The sequence below is a fragment of the Pseudarthrobacter arbutini genome, from assembly GCF_054510915.1.
The window spans coordinates 226,089-245,516 of record NZ_JBTNDQ010000002.1 but is presented as its reverse complement, the minus strand read 5'-3'; the positions used below and the strand labels follow the sequence as shown (position 1 = coordinate 245,516).

Genomic DNA, 19,428 nt, shown 5'->3' with positions numbered 1-19,428 from the left:
GTTTACCTTTGTGCCTTTCGCCGTTGACCTGGCATCCGTAGCTTTTTTGGTGTGACAACAACTCAGCAAGTACCGGCCACAGCCCACCGCGAGCAGTTCCTGGAAGCGGTGCGGGAAAACCTCGCTTCCTTCACCGCGGTCGAACTGAGGATCGCCAAGGCGATGCTCAACGATCCTGCCGGACTGATCAACCAGTCCATTGGCCAATTCGCGGTAGTGGCGGGTGTTTCCGCGGCGTCGGCGGTGCGATTTTGCCGGGCCATGGGACTCGCTGGTTTCCAGGAACTCAAGCTGACCCTGAGCCGCTCGGCTCCCACGCAGGCGGTCCGGACGGCAACGGACGTCGACGCCGGGGACTCGCCGGAGACAGCAAGCCGAAAGGTAGTGCTGGGGTCGGCGGAAGCCCTGGCCACGGCGGCCGGCAACATCGATCATTCGGCCATTGCTGCCGCGGCGGGAGTGCTCGGCGAAGCCCGCAGGGTCCTGGTGGCCGGCATCGGTACTTCCGCTCCGCTGGCCGCGGATGTGGCCTATCGGCTGGCCTTGATCGGGGTGGAAGCTGTGTTTCCGGCGGACGCGCACGTCCAGCATGTCATGGCGAGCCACCTGACGGCGGGGGATGCCTGCCTGGTCGTCTCCCACACCGGTTCCACCGTGGAAACCCTTGCCGTCGCCGGTGCCGCCCGCGACGCCGGGGCCACGGTGCTGGCGGTCACCAGCTTCGCCGGAACACCCCTGACCGACATTTCGGACTACGTGGTTGTTGCCGGCAGCCAGGAAACCGCCTATCGCGTGGACGCCATGACCAGTCGCGTGGTGCACCTGGCCGTCCTCGACGCCCTCGTTGTGGTGCTGGCGCACGCCTCGCCCGGGCGGTCCGAGACCCTGGCGTCGAGCAACGAAATCCTGGCCCGCGGCCACCGAATCTAACCCTCTTTCCCAACACCAACCTCATTCCCGGGAGACCCCCATGCCCACATTCATCCATGGCCTCGTGACCGACAGCGCCGGAGCGCCGTTCCCCGGTGTCGCCGTTACCAACGGCTGCGACGTCGCCATAACGGACGACGGCGGCGCGTTCAGTCTGGAGCCCGCCGGGCAGTTCATCGCCCTCACCCGCCCCACGGGCTGGACCACCGACCGCTGGTTTGCCCGGATCGACGCCGACACGGCTGAGGAAACGGCCATCACCTTCGTGCTGGAGCCGGACGAACAGCCGCTGCCCTACCAGTTCATGCACATCACGGACACACACATCGATGCCAAGCGCGAGTCCGAATGGTCCTTCGACTACGGCCGCCTCACCCAGGCCAGCCAGCTCAAGGAGTTCCTCCAGGACCTTCCGCAGCTGTCCCCAGCCAGCCGGTCGGTGATTATCACCGGAGACCTCGTTGATCACGGCAGTCCCGACGAATTCGTTGAGCTCATGGATGCTGTGGCGGACGCCCCGGTCGCGGTAAACCTCGTGCCCGGCAATCACGACCACATGCACCCGGGCCTCAAGGGCCTGGTCTCGCGCAACAACTACATCATCAACGACGGCAACCCGGAGCTCTACGAAGCAATGGTGGGCCCCCGCTGGTTCTCCTACGACGTCGCGGGACTGCACGTAGTGGTGATGGACTGGCACACCCACGAGCTCGGCCTGGACCACACGGCCCAGGAGGAATGGCTCCGGAACGACCTCGCGGCCGCGGGGGAGAGTACCCCGTACATCCTCTGCATGCATGACCAGCCGGGCCATTCCATCATGGACAGGCTGCCGCGCATACCCCTGGCCACGTTCTCCGGACACTGGCACACCTCCCGTGTGGTGGACATCGACGGCGTCCTGCACGTCAACAGCCCTACGCCCTTCTTCGCCGGCCTGGACTACTCGCCGCCGATGTTCCGGGAAGTGCTCTGGGATGGCACGGAGATCACGCTCAACTCACGCACCATGCCGGCACGCTACCTCCACAACCCCGAGCACGCCTTCGATGTGGACAAGGCCACCTTCGCCGGTTACAACGCCAAGCCCGAACAGCCGCAGGTCCGCTGGCGGCACCAGCTGGCCGGTGCAGGGCACCGCGCAGGCGTTGCTGTTGCGGACGACATGGTCCTGGCCGGGTCCCAGATCGAGGACAAGCCTGCGGGCAGTGTGGAGGCGCTCAACGCCGCCACCGGCAGCCTGCTGTGGTCAGCCCGCACGGCGTCAGCGGTCAAAACCACGCCCCTCAAGGTGGACGGCACCGTGGTGGTCGCAGAGGTCAACGGTGCAGTGGCTGGACTCGACGCCACCACGGGTGATCGCATGTGGACCACACCGTCCACCGACCCATACCGGCGCTTTGCCTGGCAGTCGCCCGTAGCCTCGGAAGGGATCGTGGTCCTGGGCGACCAGAGCGACCTCCGTGCCCTCAATGCCGCCACCGGCGAGGTCCTGTGGCGCAGGACCGATCTGTCCCCGCACCACAACATCGTTACCCACTCCAGTGTGCTGATCCTCGGACGGACAGTGGTGGTTGGCTTCTGGCCGACGCCCAACGCGCCGATCGCCGTCGACCTCTACACCGGCGAATCCCTGTGGGCGGTGCCGGCCCTGAAAGATGACCCTTGGGAAACTGCGCGGAAGCTCCGTGTAACAGGCACGGCCGTGTTCGACGCCGCCGACGACAGCATCCTCCTTCCCGCCATCGGCGGCACCGTCAAGCTGGACCGCGCAAGCGGGCGTGTGCTGTGGGCGGCGGACCATGAGGGCGGGTACAGCCCGTCAACACCCGTCGTCACGCCCGACGGCTATGTCGTCACGGTCACCGGCCGCGGGATCCGGATGCTGAACCGGGAAACCGGTGCCCAGCTCTGGGACGTCGCCGTGGACGGAGTCGCGCCCTTCCCCATGACCGCCTACCGCAAAAAGGCCCACCCTGTCATGGCGGCGCCTTTGTATGTCGCGGCAGAGGACGCACTCCTGCTCCCCGGACTCGACGGCGTCATCCGGCGCTATCGCCTCGACGGCACCCCGGCGGGTGAGTTCCGGATCGGCGTTCCGCTCGCAGCGCCGCTGGTAGCTGCCGACGGCGGCTACCTGACGGTCGGCGTCGACGGCGGCGTCCTGTCGCTGGACGTGCCCTCAGGCCCGCGAGCGGAAATCGGCGCCTCATCATGACAACGCCCGTGATGAAAGAGCGACCCCAGCTTGAACAGCGGGCATCTGGAGATAGTCCAGCGCCGGTCGATGGGCTGGCGCCGCGAACACCGCGTGCGCCCAGGCCCAGCCTCACGCCCTACCTGCTGCTTCTACCCGCGCTGCTGGGCATGCTGTTGTTTGTCTACGGCCCTGCGCTGTTGTCCCTGTTCGGCAGTTTCTTCATCATCCCGCTGTCCAAGGGGCCCTGGAAGTTCGCCGGTCTGGACAACTACAAGTCCGTGCTCAGCGACCCCCTGATCCAGCAGGCCGCGTGGAACACGCTGATCTACTCGGTGGCTACGATCATTCCGTCCATGGTGCTGGGATTGCTCCTGGCGCTCCTGATGGAGCGGTTTGGAAGAAGAGGATGGCTGGCCAAAACAGCACTCATCCTGCCAATGACGGCCAACATGGTGGCGATGGCGGTGGTTTTCAAATGGATCTTCGCCCTGCAGGGCGGCCTGGCCAACCAAACCCTGGCCATCGTCGGGCTCGCCCCCGTCAACTGGCTCGAGGAGGCCGAAACCTCGTTGCCTACAGTGATCCTGGTGGGACTGTGGCGGGCAACATCCCTGTGTACCCTGCTGTTCATGGCCGGTCTCACCACCATTCCCGGCTCCGTCCACGAGGCCACAGCGGTGGAGGGAATCCGCGGCTTCGCGAAGCTCCGCACCATCATCCTGCCCATGCTCAAGCCCACGGTCGTGTTCGTCTCCGTCCTTTCAATCACTGGTGCGGCGCAGGTGTTCGAAATCGTCCATGTGATGACCGACGGCGGACCGCTGGGCAGCTCGGAGGTGGCCATGACCGCCGCCCAGAGGGTCGGCTTCGAGTATTTCCGCGTGGGCGAAGCCTCTGCCATGTCCTTCACCCTCATCGCCATCCTCCTGGCCATCGGCATCATCGGCCGAGGCCGCAGCCCCAAGGAAGAGTCATGATCCGTCTCTATAAGCCGCTCGGACTGGTTCTCGGAGCCGTTGCCGTCATCCTCGCCTTGATCCCCTTCTACTGGATGCTCCGCACCGCGGTGGCGCCCGCCGACGGCAATGCCCTGACGGGGCTGAGCCTCATCCCGGCGGAGCTGGACCTGTCCAACTTCGCCCGGGCATGGAATCGCGCCAATCTGGGTTCCGCGATGCTGAACGGCATCACAGTGACCCTGGGGATCCTGCTTCTGCAGCTTCTGACGTGCATCCCGGCGGCTTATGCCCTCGCGAGATTCCGCTTCCGCGGAGCCGGGGTCCTGCTGGGCCTCGTGCTGGCCGGCCTCCTCGTCCCGAGTCAGGCCACCTTGATCCCCACCTTCGTGGGCCTGAACCTGCTGGGCCTCGGCGACACCAGGATCGGCCTGGCGCTGCCCTTCGTCACCAGCGCCATCGGAATCTTCATGCTCCGTCAACAGATGCTCTCCATCCCTGACGCCATCATGGAAGCCGCCCGCACCGACGGCCTCGGGCCGCTGCGGACCCTTGCCTCGGTGGTGGTCCCCATGTCCGCGCCCTCGATCGCAGCCTTCTCGATGCTGTCCATCTTCACTCACTGGAACGACTACCTCTGGCCGCTTCTCGTCGCACGCAGCCCGGAAATCATGACACCCCCGCTGACGCTTGCCATGTTCCAGAACGCAGACACCGGCTTCGACTACCCGGCACTCGCCGCCGCCGCCGCCATCGTCACGGCGCCTGTCATCATCCTGTTCCTCCTCGCCCAACGGCACTTTGTCCGCGGCATGGCCGGCCCGGAAGTCGCCGGCTAGCCCCTCAAACCATTCCCTCCATCCCCATTCCTCCAACCCCTCCCACAGCAGCGCCACCAACCAACCAAGGAAAAAACAATGCGCACCAAAGCAATCGCCACGGCGTCCGTTCTGACCGCCGTCGCCCTGGGCCTGTCCGCCTGCGGAACGTCCACCGAATCCGCCCCCGCCAACCAGGCTGCCGCGGCCTCAGCGATCGACAAGTGCACACCCGCCGGAACCAGTATCAAACTGGCCTTCGCGCCGCAGGGTACGCCCGCCGTCGAGCACGCCAAGAAGGTCATGGAACAGAAGTTCCCGGGACTGACCATCGACGCCGTGCCCGCGCAGAGCGGCAACTACTCGGACCTGACCAAGCAGATCGTGGCGGATTCCGCCGTCGGCAAGCGGCCGGACCTCATCATGACCGGCCTCGGGCAGCTGCGTTTCTGGACGGACACGTTCAACCCCGCCACGATTGACCCCGCAACGCTTCCTGACGGTTACCAGAAACAGTTCCTCTCCGCCGGCAAGGTTGGCGACAAGAGCTACCTGGCGCCGTTCCAGATTTCCACCCCCGTGATGCTGGTCAACAAGACGCTCCTGGCAGACGCCGGCATCACTGATCCGGCCAGCATCAAAACCTTCGGCCAAGTGGTCGAGGTCGCCAAGAAGGTCACGGAGAAAACCGGCAAGCCCAGCATCAATATCGCCTCTGACGACCTCCCGGACTGGTTCTCCCAGGCCCTGGTCCAGTCCTCGGGCGAAAAGTTCGTGGCCGACGACGGATCCTTCGGCTTCGACACCCCCAAGGGACGGGAGGCCATTGGCCTGATCTCCACCCTTGCAAAGGAAAAGCTCGCACTGAATGTCAAGATGGACGACGGCCAAGCCCAGTTCGTCGCCGGAAACCTGGCTTTCCAGATGGCCACCACGTCCCGGATCGCCCAAGTCTTGAAGAACGCCCCGAAGGACCTCGACTGGACCCCGATCGACCTTCCCGGCCTGAACGGCCCGGAGGGCGCCCTCCCCGCAGGCGGCAACGGCTGGGTGGTCATCTCCGAAGACTCCTGCAAGGCCGCGTTCTCACAGGCCATGGTCACTGAAATGCTGACCAAGGATGCCTCGCTCCTGAGCAGCGGCAAGGACTACAGCTACATCCCGGTCAACAAGCTCGCCACGGAAGAGCTCCTCAAGGGCGACAACATCGCCCCGCAGATGCGTTACGCCTGGACCTACAACAAGGCGCTGACCGTCTGGAGCGGCTTCGCCGGAGCCCAGACCGCCCCCATTGTCGACACCCTCCGCACCATGCTCCAGCAGATGGGCACCGGCAAGTCCGCCGAAGATGCAGTGCCGGCAGCAGCAAAAACCATCAACGCCCTCCTCGGGAAATAGGCATGCCCTCCATCTCACTCCAAGACATCTCCAAGAGCTTCGGCAAGGTCACCGCCCTTGACGGTGTCAACCTTGAAATCCGCGACGGCGAAAGCCTGGCCATCCTGGGCCCGTCCGGCTCCGGCAAGTCCTCCCTCCTGCGCATCATTGCCGGGTTGGAGGAACCGGACACAGGACGCGTTCTGCTTGATGGCGCGGACCAGTTGGGCGTCCCCGCACACCGTCGGGACATCTCCATCGTCTTCCAGAACTTCGCGCTCTATCCCCACCTGTCGTCCTTGGGCAACATCACGCTGGGGCTGCGCCATGGCCTTGGACTCTCCAAAAAAGAAGCCGAACAGAGGGCCCGCGCAACCGCGGTGCGCATGCGCGTGGAAGACCTGCTGGACCGGCGGCCCAAGGCGATGTCCGGTGGCCAGCGTCAGCGCATAGCCTTGGCCCGGGCACTGGCCAGACACGCCGGCGTCGTCCTCCTGGACGAGCCCATGTCCGGCCTGGACGCCCAGCTGCACATCTCGCTGCGGGCGGAAATCCACCAGCTCATCAGCCAGGAAGGAGCTACGGGGGTCACCGTGACCCACGACCAGCAGGACGCCATGTCCATAGCCGACCGGATCGCCATTATGAACCGCGGGCGCATCATCCAGCTGGGAACTCCGGACGAACTCTACGACGAGCCGGTTTCGGCGTTCGTGGCCGGGTTCATCGGGGCACCCCCGATGAACCTGCTGGCGACCACCCCTGACCAGCCGGGCCGGCTGGCCTCAGCGTTCGGACGCATCCAGCTCCCGGAAGGAGGCACTGCCGGGACGGATTCCGGGCTGGGTTCCGACGCGAAGGTGGGCATCCGGCCGGAGGATGTCCTGTTGGGCACCCCGGGCCGGGCCGACGCCTGGGCATCGGAAGGGACGGCGATCCTGGTGGAGCCCAACGGTCCGCTACGGACCGTCCACGTTGATCTGGGAGATGAAGTCGTGCTGCTCTCGTGCCGCCCGGATGAGCGCCCGGATCTCCACTCCAGGGTGAGCCTGTGGGCCCTCCCCGAGAAGATCCACTGGTTCAGCGGCCCGGAGGGCCTGCGGGCCGGAACGGCTGCCGGGCTGGGCCTCACGGCGGCGGCAATGGCGGGTGCCGTATGAAATTCCTGTTCGACTGGAACGGCACCATAGCCGACGACGCCGCGCGGGCATGCTTCGCCACCAACGCCGCCCTGGATGCCCTCGGGGCGCCGCGCATCGATCCCCTTGAATTCGACCGCAAGTTCATCCTCCCGATGGACGAGATGTTTCTCCGGCTCGGTGTTTCCGGGGACGACCTGGCAACGGCAGCGTTCCACTGGAACGAAGCCATGGCCTCACGGGACGCCCCTATCCGCGCCGGCGCGGCCACCTTCCTCCGGACCCTGCACGACGCCGGCGAGTACTGCGCCGTCATCTCCGCGGCGGGAGAGCAGTATCTGCGCGACGAGCTGGCGTACTTCGGCCTGACGGACTGCTTCGACGAGGTCCTCACCGGCGCCACGGACAAGGTCACGGCACTTGAGGGCCTGCGGCAGGAAGGACAGGCGCTCTACTTCGGCGACACGGAATACGACATCGCCAGCGCCGTCGCCTCAGAGTGCATCGCCGTCGGGGTTCTCAGCGGGTACTGCCCCGAAGACCGGCTGCGGTCCGCCGGAGCGCAGCACATCATCACGGACTACGAAGGAATGGACGGGGTCACTGCACGCACGCTCTTCGGCGGCTACGTGACGCCATAGCTTCCTAAACGTGTCGAAGCTCCGGTCAGTCGCTAACTGACCGGAGCTTCGCCATTGAACGGCGGACGAGCGTGGACGAACCACTCATCGTCGATGCCCAAGCGACGTCGCTCCTCCCACGTGTCCTCGTAGACCCGCCATTCGGTTAGCCCTTCGCGGGCGGCAACAGCCGTCCACAGCGCAGGTCCCTCGAGAGCGGGGAATCCCGGACACACCGTGTGGCCGACGATGGTGACTCTGTCCCCTCGGGCCAAGACGGCTTCGAAGATGTTCCGGTACCCGGGAAAGGAATCGAAGAAGCTGCGCCAGGCTTCGATGCAGACAGTCTTGCCGATGAAGGCGTTGCCGTCGGTGTCGATAAAGGAATGGTCGTTGGCCATGAGCCGCCCAAGCCCCGTCAGGTCTCGCGCGTTGATGCACTCGTTGAACCCCATGGCCAATCCGGCGGAGTCGTCCATGCCGGAACGCTACCACCCGGTGACTGAAGGGCGGAACCGGGTATTGGCGGTGGGTGGGGAACGCGACGTCGGTCGCTTGGGCACGCGACATGCTGCGCCCAAGCTGGTCCCGAACCGGTGAGCCAACGCGGCCCCCTTGAACGTCTGAGCGCGGCAGGGCTAGCATTGCCGGCACGGGCGCCGATGCCACACCTGTACAACGCGGTGCCGACGTCGATCAATCGAGGAGACGGCCATGGGCGAGACAACTGCAGAGGCGTCATCAGCGGACCTGATGGTCGACCTGATCATCTCACTGGACGGGTACGCCTCGGCTGAGGGATGGCCAGGCTGGTGGGGGCTGGAGGGGCCGGAATACCTGGCGTGGCTCGGGCAGGAGGGGGAGAAGGACTACACCTTCCTCCTCGGGGCGAAGACGTACCGGCTGATGTCCAGCATGTCCGAGGAAGCCGCGGCCGGCGCGTCAGGATTCTCCGAGAATGAGGGGGCCAGCCTTACCGGCCTTGCCGCCGTGCCCAAGGTGGTCTTTTCCTCCACCCTGCAGGAGCCCCTGACGTGGCCAAACACGGAGCTGGTCACCGGGGACGCGGTCCCGGCCGTGGCGGAGCTGAAACGGACCAGGACCGGGACCTTGAGCACCCTGGGCAGCCTCAGTCTCTGCCGGTCGCTGCTGACCGCCGGCCTGGTGGACAGGTTCCGGTTGGTCGTCTTCCCCGTGATTACGGGCAGCACCGGGCGGGAACGGATCTACGACGGCTATCCGGACATCTCGCTCGAAATGGTGAACAGCAGGACGTTCGACGGCCGGCTCCAGCTGCTTGAGTACATCCCCACCGTACTCAGCGGTCCGCCGGGCAGCGGCCCCACCTGAGCCGATCCGTGGTGTTCCCTCGTCAGTAGCTGGCGGGGGTTTCGCCGTCGGAGCGCGTAGTGAATGCGGCGGCCAGTGCCTCGGAGCCGCGGGCCAGGATGGCGACGTCGGCGCCCACCAGGACAAAGGCGGCTCCGGCCGCCAGGTAGCTGTGGGCGGTGTCCGGGTTGAACGCGTTCACCCCGGCTGGTTTCCCGGCCGCTTTTGCGACCGCAAGGCAGTGTTCGACTGCGGCACGCACCTTGGGGTGTTCCTGCTGTCCCAGCACGCCCATCGAAGCCGCGAGGTCGGACGGCCCAAGGAAGATGCCGTCCACACCGTCCACGGCCAGGATCTCCTCGACGGCCTCTACGGCCGCCGTCGATTCGATCTGCACCGTGACGCTGACGGTTTCTAACGCCCGGGCGAGGTAGTCCGGGACACGGTTCCAGCGGGCGGCGCGGGCCAGGGCGGATCCCACGCCGCGGACGCCTTGGGGCGGGTAGCGGGTGGCGGCGACGGCTGCTTCCGCCTCCGCCACGGAATTGACCATCGGGACCAGCAGGTTCTGCACTCCCAGGTCCAGGTACTGCTTAATGAGCACGGTGTCGTTGACCGGTGGCCGGACCAAGACTTGGACCGGGTAGCCGTTGACCGCCTGGAGCTGGGCCAGGATGGATTCGAGGCCGTTGGGGCTGTGTTCGGCGTCGACCAGGAGCCAGTCCAGGCCGGATCCGGCGCAGAGCTCAGCGATCAGCGGGCTGCCGGAGCAGACCCACATTCCCGCCAGGGGGCGGTCAGCCGCGGCGAGGGCGTCGCGGAACGTGTTCGCGTAGTCAGGAATTCCGGGTTCTACTCGAAGCGGCATGTGATGGCCCCCAAAGGTCCGTAGTCGGCGTGGACGGTGTCGCCCTTGGACACCCACAGCGGGCGGGTGAAGGAGCCAGCGAGGATGATGTCCCCGGCTTTCATCCCATCGCCGTGGGCAGCGATCTTGTTGGCGAGCCAGTGCACGCCGTTGGCGGGGTGGTCCAGGACGCCGGCGGCAACACCGGTTTCCTCCACGGTGTGGTTTTTGTAGAGGATGGCCGAGACCCAGCGGAGGTCCACGGCGTCGGGCTTTACGGGGTTGCCGCCGATCACCATGGCGCCCATCGCGGCGTTGTCCGCGATAGTGTCCACGATGGTCCGGCCCTCCATTTCGATCCTGGAGTCCAGGATCTCGAGGGCCGGCACCACGTAGTCCGTGGCGGCCAGGACGTCGAAGATGGTGCAACCGGGTCCGGACAGGTCCTTTTTCAGCACGAACGCCAGCTCCACTTCCACCCGGGGATGGGTGTACTGGTCCCACTCCACCGAGCAGCCGGTTCCGAGCACCATGTCATCGAAGATGGCGCCGTAGTCCGGCTCGGTGATGCCGGTGGCGGCCTGCATGGCCTTGGAGGTGAGGCCGATCTTGCGGCCTACCAGCTTGCGGCCGGCGTCCTCGTTGCGCCGCCGCCACAGCTGCTGCACGGCATAGGAGTCCTCCACCGTCATCTCCGGGTAGCGGGCCGTGAGGCGGGGGACCGGGGTGCGGGTCCGGGCGGCCGCCAAGAGTTCGTCGGCGATGGCCTCAATCGTCTTCGCGTCCAGCATGGCTACAGCTGCGCCCCAAGCTTGAAGCCTTCCGCTGCACTTTCGGCGTCTTTTCGGGTGTAGGAGAAGCCGTCGGCACCCACAGTTACCGCCATTTCGCTCTTTTCCTCACGCACGACGACGGGCTGCGGCCTACCGTCGAGGTCCAGGACCAGGGAGGCCTCGGTGTACCAGGACGGGACCACCGGGTTGCCCCACCAGTCGCGGCGCTGGTTGTCGTGGACGTCCCAGGTGACCACGGGGTTATCGGGGTCGCCGGTGTAGTAGTCCTGGGTGTAGATCTCGATCCGGTGGCCGTCGGGGTCCAGGATATAGAGGTAGAACGCGTTGGACACGCCGTGCCGGCCGGGGCCGCGTTCGATCCGGTCCGAGATGCGCAGGGCGCCCATCTTGTCGCAGATCTGGATGATGTTGTGCTTCTCGTGCGTGGCGAACGCGATGTGGTGCATGCGCGGGCCGTTGCCGCCGGTCAGGGCGGTGTCGTGCACGGTCTGCTTGCGGTGCATCCACACGGCGTACGTGACGCCGTCGGAGTCCTGGATGTCCTCGGAGACACGGAAGCCGAGGTCCTCCAGGTACTTGCGGCCGCGCGGCACGTCCGGCGTGACCTGGTTGAAGTGGTCCAGGCGGACCAGTTCGCCGGCGGAGTAGAGGTCATAACGCTGGGTGAGACGCTCCACGTGCTCTACCTCGTAGAAGAACTCGTAGGGGAAGCCCAGCGGGTCCTCGACCCGGACGGAATCGCCGATGCCCTTCGTGAAGCCCTCCGTGCGGCGTTCGGTGCGGCAGCCCAGTTCTTTGTAGTAGGCCTCGGCGGCGTCCACCTCGGCGGGGGACTTCACCCGGTAGGCAAAAGCGGCCACGGCGGCGATGGGTCCCTTGCGGAGCACCAGGTTGTGGTGGATGAACTCCTCGAGGGACCGCAGGTAGATGTTGTTCTCGTCTTCCTCAGTCACGTGCAGGCCGAGGACGTCCACGTAGAACGCGCGGGATTTGGCGAGGTCGGTGACCACGATCTCCATGTAGGCGCAGCGGACAATGTCTGGCGCCGGGACGGTGGGGGTGGGAACGAAGTTCGTCATGGGGTTCTCTCTTCTTTGAAAGGGCTGGGTGGCTCAGGCGCCGAATTTGGGGGTGTGAACCGTGCCGAGGCTGATGTGCACGGCCTGCTGGTCGGTGTAGAAATCGATGGAGCGGTAGCCGCCTTCGTGGCCCAGACCGGAGGCTTTGACGCCGCCGAACGGGGTGCGGAGGTCGCGGACGTTGTGGCTGTTCAGCCAGACCATACCGGCCTCGACGTTCTGCGAGAAGTTGTGGGCGCGGGTCAGGTTCTGGGTCCAGATGTAGGCGGCGAGTCCGTACCGGGTGTTGTTCGCGAGGGCGAGGGCTTCGTCGTCGTTCTCGAACGGGGTGATGGCGACGACCGGGCCGAAGATCTCCTCCTGGAAGATCCGCGCGTCCGGGGCGACGTCGGCGAAGACTGTGGGTGCGATGTAGTTCCCTTCCGGGAGGTGCTCGGGCCGGCCGCCGCCGGCCAGGAGCCGGCCTTCGGTTTTGCCGATTTCCACGTAGGAGGCCACCTTCGCGTAGTGCTCGGGGTGGACCAGGGCGCCCACTTCTGTCTTGGGGTCGTGCGGGTCGCCGACCACGATGTTCTTGGCGCGGGCGGCGTACTTTTCGCAGAATTCGTCGTAGATGGCGCGTTCGACGAGGATGCGTGAGCCGGCGGTGCAGCGTTCGCCGTTGAGGGAGAAGACTCCGAACAGGGCGGAGTCGATCGCGGCGTCGAGGTCTGCGTCGGCGAAGACCACGCACGGGGACTTGCCGCCGAGCTCCATGGACAGGCCCTTAAGGTTTGCTGCAGCGTTGCGGAAGATGGTCTGCCCGGTGGTGGTCTCGCCGGTGAAGGAGATCAGTGGCACGTCCGGGTGTTTGACCAGGGCGTCGCCGGCTTCCTCGCCGAGGCCGTTGACCAGGTTGAAGACACCGTCCGGGAGGCCGGCGTCCTTGAAGATCTGCGCCCAGAGCGAGGCGGACAGGGGCGTGAATTCGGCGGGCTTGAGGACCACGGTGTTGCCGGTGGCCAGGGCCGGGGCGAGCTTCCAGGACTCGAGCATGAACGGCGTGTTCCACGGCGTGATGAGGCCCGCGACGCCGATCGGCTTGCGGTTCACGTAGTTGATCTGCGCGCCGGGGACCTTCATGGCGTCATCGAACTGCGCCACGATCAGGTCCGCGAAGAAACGGAAATTCTCCGCCGCACGCAGCGCCTGGCCCTTCGCCTGGGTGATGGGCAGGCCGGTGTCGAATGTCTCCAGTTCGGCAAGGCGTGCTTCCTGGGCCTCGACGGCGTCGGCGATCCTGTTCAGGACACGGGCACGTTCCCGTGGCTTCATCTTCGGCCACGGGCCGTTAGTGAACGCTTCGCGGGCGGCGGCCACGGCGAGGTCGATGTCCTCCTTCTGGCCGGCGGCGGCGGTGGCGTAGTTCCGGTTGGAGACAGGATCCAGGACGTCGAAAGTTGCTCCGTTCACGGAGTCAACGAACTGGCCGTTGATGTAGTGCTGGATGTGGCTGGGGAGGTCCTGCGGTACGTAATGGTTCGTGGTCTGTTCGGCGGTGAACGTCATTGTTGTCTTCCTTTGCTTCTGATGCAACGCGGGGTCACTTCTTGCCCATGCGGGGCCGTTTATCGGGCGTTAGGTGACCCCGCGTTGCTTTGGGCGAGGTACGCGTCCAGGGTGGCGGCGCGGTGCCGGCGGGCGGATTTCTCAATCTCTTCCGCGCCGGCGCCGGCCTCGATGAGCCGGAGCAGCGCTTCGTGCTCATCCACCGATTCGTGGGCACGGCCCGGGACGAAGCGGAACGTCGAAGACCGCAGCGAGGCGAGCCGGTTCCAGCCCCGGTGGACCAGGTCCAGGATGTGCGGGTTTGGGCAGCGCTCAAAGAGGATGCTGTGGAAGTCCTGGTTCAGCGCCGTGAAGCGGACGGGGTCGAAGTGCTGGAGGCATTCCCGCATGTCCTCGTTCACGGCCCGGGCGCGTGCAATGTCCGCCGGGCCAATCAGCGGCGCGGACAATGCGGTGGCGGCTCCTTCGACGATGCTCAGGGTCTGCATCGTGTAGAGGTACTCGGTGGGGTCGATCCCGGAGACCGTAGCGCCGACGTTCCGCTCGAACGTCACCAGTCCTTCGGCCTCGAGGCGCCGGATCGCTTCACGGACCGGGACCACGCTGATGCCCAGATCCTTGGCGATGGCGGCCAGGACCAGCCGGTAGCCGGGGGAGTAGGTCCCGTCCACGATCCGGGCCTTGACGGCCGCGTAGGCCTGTTCGGATTTGCTGCCTGTCGCCATCAACGTCTCAGTCATTGGCTTTGCCTGCTTCCCATCCCACGTACTTCATCCGCCAGGCCGCGTTCAGTGGGTAGAGGCCGTCCACGCTGTGGCCCTGCGCCACCATTTCCGCGATGAACGTTTCCTCACGCTCCTGGATGATGGAGTCGTCCGCCAGCTCTGCGGCCAGAGCTGGCGGGATGACCAGGATGCCGTCCGAGTCCGCCACGATGATGTCGCCGGGCTGCACGGTGGTGCCGCCGCAGGCGATGGTGATGTCCGTGTCCCACGGGATGTGCCGGCGCCCCAGGACGGCGGGGTGCGGATTGGCGTAGTACGTGGGCATGTCCATGGCCGCGACGGCGGCGAAGTCCCGGACGCCGCCGTCGGTGATGATGGCCGCGGCCCCGCGGACCTGGGCCCGCAGTGCCAGGATGTCACCGATGGTGCCGGTGCCCTTCTCGCCGCGGGCCTCCATGACCAGGATCTCGCCCTCGTTGACGGAGTCGATTGCCTGCTTCTGGGCGTTGAAACCGCCGCCGTGGGTCTTGAACAGGTCCTCGCGGTTGGGCACATATCGCAGGGTCCGGGCCAGGCCCACGATCCGCTTTTCCGGGCGGGTGGAAGTCAGGCCGTCGATGCTGACGTTGTTCAGGCCGCGCTTGCGCAGCTGGGAGGAGAGCGTGGCGGTGCAGACGCTTTCCAGTTTGGCTTTCAGTGCAGGGGTCAGGACATGCCCGACGGCGGCAGCCTCCACGAGTGCCAGGCCCGCCGCTGCGCGCGAACCGTACGCCTCCTCCCGCTGCGCGTCATCTGCCTTGGGCTGCGCACCAAAGTCAGCGAACGCCGTCGTGCCTTCCTCCACCCGGGTGACCAGACGCCCCGTGGTGACTTCAGCGCCGCCGGTGGCTCCCGTCGTCGTGCTGACTTCAACCTCGACGACGTCGCCGGGCTTGGCCACGGAGGCGCCGGCGGGGGTGCCGGTCAGGATGATGTCGCCCTCCTCTAGCGTCAACAGCTGGGACAGGTCGGCGACGAGGCGCGCGAACGGGAAGAGGAGGTCCGCGGTGGTGTCGTCCTGGACCAGATCGCCGTTGTGCCAGGTGCGGATACGCAATTGGGCCGGATCCACGGCATCCGCGGGGATCAAACCGGGACCGATCGGAGTGAAGCCGTCGCCGCCCTTGGACCGGAGGTTGGAGCCCTTGTCCGCGTAGCGGAGATCGTAGACGCCGAGGTCGTTGCTGGCGGTCACCCACTCGACATGGCTCCAGGCGTCCTCCACAACGACGCGTCGGGCGGGCTTGCCGATGATCAGGGCGACCTCGCCCTCAAAGCCGAGGAGTTCACAGCCGGCCGGACGCTCCACAACGGAAGGGGCCTCGGCCGAACCATGCGCCAGCGAGGAGGGGGGCTTCAGGAAGTAGGAGGGCTGCTCCGGCGTGCGGCCACGCTGGGCTGCCCGGCTGGGGTAATTGATGTGCACCGCGATGACCTTGCGGGCCGCGGCCAGAGTGTGCTCGGTGACCTGATCCAAGTGCTGCTCCTCATCGAGTACGAAATCGTATACGAAGGAATATTGCAGATATCCCTTGCGACGTCAATGGGTGTGGTCAATTGTGTGATCGTTGCCAGGCGTTGCCAGGCGTTGCTGTCGTCGGCGTCGGAACCACTACGGTGTCGGCTAGGAATGTGCCCGAGACAAGTAAGTCTCAGGGACGAGTCCTTCTTCTGAGGAAACGTGCGTTTGCGTCCCGGGGACGATATCGGTGTTTTGGGCGCTTACTGCGAGCCAATGGCTATTCGATTGGCGGGTGGCAGTGAAGCTGATGACTCCGCGCCTCGTCCCTGTTTTCTCCCCAGCGGGGTTAATCTGCCCGGTCATGGTCCACCGGGCGTGAACCACGGCCACCTCAGTGCCGAGGTCGCGGACCCTGACGCGCTCCAGCACCATCACGGTGTCCGGGAACATGCGCCGGAACCCAATGGCATGGTTTTCACGGATCTGATGCCGGTTCGTCCACCAAAGACCGACAACGTTAACGAAGTCGGCGTCCTCTACAAAGAGGGCCGCCAAGGCCTCCGGATCCGCCGCGTTCCAGGCAGCAGCGAACTCTTCGGCGATCCCACGTGTTACTGGGCATTGGATATGGCACTTTCGGGCTCTTGGGGACTTCATCCTTACAGGAGAACCTTAGCGACCCACCACGGTGCTGACTGGAGGTAGGCTAGCTGGAGGTCGAAGACACGGCGGCCCGGCTGTCCTGGGCAATATGCCCGCAGGCCCGCGCGTACTGCTCGCCGATGACGGGCTGAAAGTCCGACGCCGGTGCCGCGGCAAGTGCCACAGGCCAGTCGGGACGGGCTCCCGTGAGTGCCCATGCGGCCTGTACGGCGGCGCCGCGGGCCACGTACTCGCCGGGACTTGGCACCACCACCGGGAGGTCAAACACCTGTGACGCGATCTTCTGTACCGCCGGGTTCTGCACGGCTCCGCCGATCAGCAGCAGCCGCCGTGCCGGATAGCCCAACGCCTGCAAGGCTGCCAGGCCACCGGACAATCCGCACAGCATCCCTTCGATGGCCGCCCGGGCAATGTTGCTCCGGGTTGCGGACGCGATGCTGAGGCCGTGCAGGCTGGCCTTGGCGTGCGGCAGGTTGGGGGTGCGTTCGCCCTCAAAATAGGGCACCAGAACCACGCCGCCAGCCCCGGGCGCCGCTTCCAGTGCCAGCCGGGAGAGCTCATCAAAACCGATGTCCAGCAGCGCGGCCATGGAGCTCAGCACCCTGGCGGCGTTCAGCGTCACGGCGATGGGCAGATAGTCGCCGCCTGCGTCTGCGAAGCCGGCAACTGTTCCGCTGGGATCATGGCCAGCTTCGGATGCGACAGCGAAGACAGTTCCACTGGTGCCGACCGAGACCACCACATCCCCGGGCCTGGTACCCAGGCCCAAAGCTGCGGCTGCGTTATCCCCGGCGCCGGCGCCGAGCAGGATCTCACCCCGCCCGCCGCCACCACTTGCGCCAGCATCCGTAACTGAGCCTGCGTGGGTGTTGCTCCCGGCAAGACAGAGCGGATGAACACGGCCGGCGGATTCGCCGGCGGCCAGCACGCGCGGCAGGATGACAGCCCCATCCAACGCGCGGGCAGCCGAAACCCGTGCAGCTCCAGCCGTTTCCGGCTCGTGACGTGCTTCGCGTGCGTCCCTGCCGAAGGCCAGCCGGAACAGGTCGAGGTCATAGCTGCCGGATGCGGGGCTCCAGTAGCCGGTCCCGCTGGCATCCGAGCGGTCCGTGGTGAGGGCGTCCAGATCCGGGCCCAGCGGGCTGGCCCCGGCCGGACCGTATCCGCGCAGACGCCAGCTCAGCCAGTCATGGGGGAGGGCGACGGCGGCCACCCTGGCCACATTTTCGGGCTCGTTGTCCCTCACCCAGCGGACCTTGGTGACCGTGAAGGACGCCACGGGCACCAGACCGGTCCGCCGGGCAAAATCCCCGGCCCCCACCTCGTCGATCAGTGCCGCTGCAGCTGCCGCGGAGCGGGTGTCGTTCCACAGGAGCGCGGGCCGCACCACGTTTCCGTCGCGGTCCAGCAGGACCATGCCGTGCTGCTGGCCCGCGACGGACAGCGCGTCCACGTCCGCCAGCCCGCCGGCGTCGTCGATGGCTTCGGCCAGGGCCCGCCACCAATGGTCCGGATGGACTTCCGTCCCGTCCGGGTGGCTCGCCCGGCCCTCGCGGACAAGGACACCGCTTTGGGCATCCAAGACCGCAACTTTGCAACTTTGGGTAGAGGAGTCAACCCCGGCAACAAGGTTCAAGGAAGCAGCCGCCACAGTATCAGCGCGCTCCGAGAAGGTGCTCAATGAAGAGCTGCTGGAGTTTTACGAATCCGAAGCCCTTGCCGCCAAAGTAGGCATCGGCGTCGAAATCCTCGTAGGAAGCACGGTCCGCGCGAAGCTGCTCGTAGCCTTCGCCCGGGTTGAGCGTGGGTTCGTTGATTTGGGCAACGCGGGAAGCCAGCAGCGCTTCCTGCACCTCCGGGTCTGCGCGGAAGGCCTTCGCGCGTTCCTTCAGCAGCAGGTAGGTCTGCATGTTGGCGGCGGCGGAGTCCCACACACCGTCGATATCCTCGGTGCGGCTGGGCTTGTAGTCGAAGTGGCGCGGGCCGCTGTAGGCGGGGCCGCCGTCGGGTCCGCCATTTTCGAGCAGGTCCACCAGGGAGAACGCGTTCTGCAGGTCGCCGTGGCCGAACACCAGGTCCTGGTCGAACTTGATGCTGCGCTGGCCGTTGAGGTCGATGTGGAACAGCTTGCCCTGGTACAGGGCCTGGGCGATGCCGTGCGTGAAGTTGAGGCCGGCCATCTGCTCGTGGCCTGTCTCGGGGTTGACGCCCACGAGTTCGGGACGTTCCAGGGTCTCGATGAACGCGAGGGCGTGTCCCAGGGTGGGGAGCAGGATGTCGCCGCGGGGTTCGTTCGGCTTCGGTTCGATGGCGAAGCGGATGTTGTAGCCCTTGTCTGTAACGTAGTCGCCGAGCAGATTCACGGCCTCACGGTAACGCTCCAGGGCGCCGCGGATGTCCTTGGCGGCGTCATACTCGCTGCCCTCACGGCCGCCCCACATCACGAACGTTTCGGCGCCGAGTTCAGCCGCGAGGTCGATGTTGTCCAGCACTTTGCGCAAGGCGAAGCGGCGGACGCCGCGGTCGTTGCTGGTGAAGCCGCCGTCCTTGAAAACCGGGTGGCTGAACAGATTGGTGGTGACCATGGGAACGATCATCCCCGTGGACTTGAGCGCGCCGCTCAGCCGGTCAATCTCACGCTGGCGATCAGCTGCCGAGCAGCCAAAGGGAAAGAGATCGTTGTCGTGGAAGGTGATGCCGTAGGCACCCAGATCGCTCAGCTTGTTGACGGCTTCGACCGTGTCCAGGGGCGGGCGGGTGGCGGAGCCGAACTGGTCCTGGGCCTCCCAGCCGACCGTCCAGAGGCCGAAGGAAAACTTGTCTTCGCGGGTGGGCTGAATCGTCATTGAATGCTCCGTTGCTAGGTTTGAAAGGAGTGCATGCCGCATCCTTTGGTGAGCCG

18 protein-coding genes are annotated in these 19,428 nt (G+C 66.0%); 8 read left to right on the top strand and 10 right to left on the bottom strand.

Annotated features, from left to right (window positions below):
• Positions 1–51 precede the first annotated feature (51 nt).
• The 7 genes from ACX80V_RS03195 (at position 52) to ACX80V_RS03165 (ending at position 8,061) form a co-directional block, all read left to right on the top strand.
• Entirely contained in the window at positions 52–930 is an 879-nt protein-coding gene (locus ACX80V_RS03195) for a MurR/RpiR family transcriptional regulator (protein WP_485841912.1), read from the top strand.
• A 40-nt stretch (positions 931–970) separates the two neighbouring features.
• Positions 971–3,148: an outer membrane protein assembly factor BamB family protein gene (locus ACX80V_RS03190; protein ID WP_485841911.1), complete on the top strand. Its 2,178-nt coding sequence runs from the start codon at positions 971–973 to the stop codon at positions 3,146–3,148.
• A gap of 11 nt (positions 3,149–3,159) precedes the next feature.
• Complete coding sequence (locus ACX80V_RS03185) at positions 3,160–4,107, top strand: carbohydrate ABC transporter permease (RefSeq protein WP_485841910.1); 948 nt, start codon at positions 3,160–3,162, stop codon at positions 4,105–4,107.
• Complete coding sequence (locus ACX80V_RS03180; protein ID WP_485841909.1) at positions 4,104–4,925, top strand: carbohydrate ABC transporter permease; 822 nt, start codon at positions 4,104–4,106, stop codon at positions 4,923–4,925. Before ACX80V_RS03185 ends, ACX80V_RS03180 begins: the two co-directional genes overlap by 4 nt.
• A gap of 78 nt (positions 4,926–5,003) precedes the next feature.
• On the top strand, positions 5,004–6,302 hold the full coding sequence (locus ACX80V_RS03175) for an extracellular solute-binding protein (RefSeq protein ID WP_485841908.1): 1,299 nt from the start codon (positions 5,004–5,006) through the stop codon (positions 6,300–6,302).
• A 2-nt stretch (positions 6,303–6,304) separates the two neighbouring features.
• On the top strand, positions 6,305–7,441 hold the full coding sequence (locus tag ACX80V_RS03170) for an ABC transporter ATP-binding protein (RefSeq protein ID WP_485841907.1): 1,137 nt from the start codon (positions 6,305–6,307) through the stop codon (positions 7,439–7,441).
• Positions 7,438–8,061 carry an HAD family hydrolase gene (locus ACX80V_RS03165; RefSeq protein ID WP_485841906.1) on the top strand — a complete coding sequence of 208 codons (624 nt, stop codon included), beginning with the start codon at positions 7,438–7,440 and terminating at the stop codon, positions 8,059–8,061. The genes ACX80V_RS03170 and ACX80V_RS03165 overlap by 4 nt, the downstream gene beginning before the upstream one ends.
• Before the next feature lie 32 nt (positions 8,062–8,093).
• On the opposite strand, the gene ACX80V_RS03160 is transcribed toward ACX80V_RS03165, so the two are convergent.
• On the bottom strand, positions 8,094–8,519 hold the full coding sequence (locus tag ACX80V_RS03160) for a nuclear transport factor 2 family protein (RefSeq protein WP_485841905.1): 426 nt from the start codon (positions 8,517–8,519) through the stop codon (positions 8,094–8,096).
• Positions 8,520–8,754: 235 nt separating this feature from the next.
• On the opposite strand from ACX80V_RS03160, the gene ACX80V_RS03155 reads away from it, so the two are divergent.
• The gene (locus tag ACX80V_RS03155; protein ID WP_485841904.1) at positions 8,755–9,390 is read left to right on the top strand and encodes a dihydrofolate reductase family protein; all 636 of its coding nucleotides are present in this window, start codon (positions 8,755–8,757) and stop codon (positions 9,388–9,390) included.
• Positions 9,391–9,412: 22 nt separating this feature from the next.
• Here the strand turns inward: ACX80V_RS03155 and ACX80V_RS03150 are convergent, their stop codons facing one another.
• The 9 genes from ACX80V_RS03150 to xylA form a co-directional block, all read right to left on the bottom strand.
• Positions 9,413–10,237 (bottom strand): HpcH/HpaI aldolase family protein, encoded by an 825-nt coding sequence (locus ACX80V_RS03150; protein WP_485841903.1) that lies wholly within the window; start codon positions 10,235–10,237, stop codon positions 9,413–9,415.
• Positions 10,222–11,007 (bottom strand): 2-oxo-hept-4-ene-1,7-dioate hydratase, encoded by a 786-nt coding sequence (gene hpaH / locus ACX80V_RS03145; RefSeq protein ID WP_485841902.1) that lies wholly within the window; start codon positions 11,005–11,007, stop codon positions 10,222–10,224. Before hpaH ends, ACX80V_RS03150 begins: the two co-directional genes overlap by 16 nt.
• 2 nt (positions 11,008–11,009) lie before the next feature.
• On the bottom strand, positions 11,010–12,089 hold the full coding sequence (gene hpaD, locus ACX80V_RS03140) for a 3,4-dihydroxyphenylacetate 2,3-dioxygenase (protein WP_485841901.1): 1,080 nt from the start codon (positions 12,087–12,089) through the stop codon (positions 11,010–11,012).
• 33 nt (positions 12,090–12,122) lie between these two features.
• Positions 12,123–13,637, bottom strand: coding sequence for a 5-carboxymethyl-2-hydroxymuconate semialdehyde dehydrogenase (gene hpaE / locus ACX80V_RS03135; protein ID WP_485841900.1), 1,515 nt, complete (start codon positions 13,635–13,637; stop codon positions 12,123–12,125).
• A gap of 59 nt (positions 13,638–13,696) precedes the next feature.
• A complete protein-coding gene (locus ACX80V_RS03130; RefSeq protein ID WP_485841899.1) occupies positions 13,697–14,377 on the bottom strand; it encodes a GntR family transcriptional regulator in 681 nt (226 codons plus the stop codon).
• On the bottom strand, positions 14,370–15,878 hold the full coding sequence (locus ACX80V_RS03125; RefSeq protein WP_485841898.1) for a fumarylacetoacetate hydrolase family protein: 1,509 nt from the start codon (positions 15,876–15,878) through the stop codon (positions 14,370–14,372). The genes ACX80V_RS03130 and ACX80V_RS03125 overlap by 8 nt, the downstream gene beginning before the upstream one ends.
• Before the next feature lie 147 nt (positions 15,879–16,025).
• Positions 16,026–16,520, bottom strand: coding sequence for an SgcJ/EcaC family oxidoreductase (locus ACX80V_RS03120; RefSeq protein ID WP_485841897.1), 495 nt, complete (start codon positions 16,518–16,520; stop codon positions 16,026–16,028).
• A 49-nt stretch (positions 16,521–16,569) separates the two neighbouring features.
• Entirely contained in the window at positions 16,570–18,162 is a 1,593-nt protein-coding gene (locus ACX80V_RS03115; RefSeq protein ID WP_485842054.1) for a xylulokinase, read from the bottom strand.
• 19 nt (positions 18,163–18,181) lie between these two features.
• Complete coding sequence (xylA, locus tag ACX80V_RS03110; protein ID WP_485841896.1) at positions 18,182–19,372, bottom strand: xylose isomerase; 1,191 nt, start codon at positions 19,370–19,372, stop codon at positions 18,182–18,184.
• Between the last annotated feature and the right edge of the window lie 56 nt (positions 19,373–19,428).

Bases quoted from the DNA above. Each gene is read 5' to 3' on its own strand.
- hpaD (WP_485841901.1), bottom strand. From the start codon at position 12,089: ATGACGAACTTCGTTCCCACCCCCACCGTCCCGGCGCCAGACATTGTC.
- ACX80V_RS03185 (WP_485841910.1), top strand. From the start codon at position 3,160: ATGAAAGAGCGACCCCAGCTTGAACAGCGGGCATCTGGAGATAGTCCA.
- hpaH (WP_485841902.1), bottom strand. From the start codon at position 11,007: ATGCTGGACGCGAAGACGATTGAGGCCATCGCCGACGAACTCTTGGCG.
- ACX80V_RS03170 (WP_485841907.1), top strand. From the start codon at position 6,305: ATGCCCTCCATCTCACTCCAAGACATCTCCAAGAGCTTCGGCAAGGTC.
- ACX80V_RS03150 (WP_485841903.1), bottom strand. From the start codon at position 10,237: ATGCCGCTTCGAGTAGAACCCGGAATTCCTGACTACGCGAACACGTTC.
- ACX80V_RS03175 (WP_485841908.1), top strand. From the start codon at position 5,004: ATGCGCACCAAAGCAATCGCCACGGCGTCCGTTCTGACCGCCGTCGCC.
- hpaE (WP_485841900.1), bottom strand. From the start codon at position 13,637: ATGACGTTCACCGCCGAACAGACCACGAACCATTACGTACCGCAGGAC.
- ACX80V_RS03165 (WP_485841906.1), top strand. From the start codon at position 7,438: ATGAAATTCCTGTTCGACTGGAACGGCACCATAGCCGACGACGCCGCG.
- ACX80V_RS03120 (WP_485841897.1), bottom strand. From the start codon at position 16,520: ATGAAGTCCCCAAGAGCCCGAAAGTGCCATATCCAATGCCCAGTAACA.
- ACX80V_RS03190 (WP_485841911.1), top strand. From the start codon at position 971: ATGCCCACATTCATCCATGGCCTCGTGACCGACAGCGCCGGAGCGCCG.
- ACX80V_RS03180 (WP_485841909.1), top strand. From the start codon at position 4,104: ATGATCCGTCTCTATAAGCCGCTCGGACTGGTTCTCGGAGCCGTTGCC.
- ACX80V_RS03130 (WP_485841899.1), bottom strand. From the start codon at position 14,377: ATGACTGAGACGTTGATGGCGACAGGCAGCAAATCCGAACAGGCCTAC.
- ACX80V_RS03155 (WP_485841904.1), top strand. From the start codon at position 8,755: ATGGGCGAGACAACTGCAGAGGCGTCATCAGCGGACCTGATGGTCGAC.
- xylA (WP_485841896.1), bottom strand. From the start codon at position 19,372: ATGACGATTCAGCCCACCCGCGAAGACAAGTTTTCCTTCGGCCTCTGG.
- ACX80V_RS03160 (WP_485841905.1), bottom strand. From the start codon at position 8,519: ATGGACGACTCCGCCGGATTGGCCATGGGGTTCAACGAGTGCATCAAC.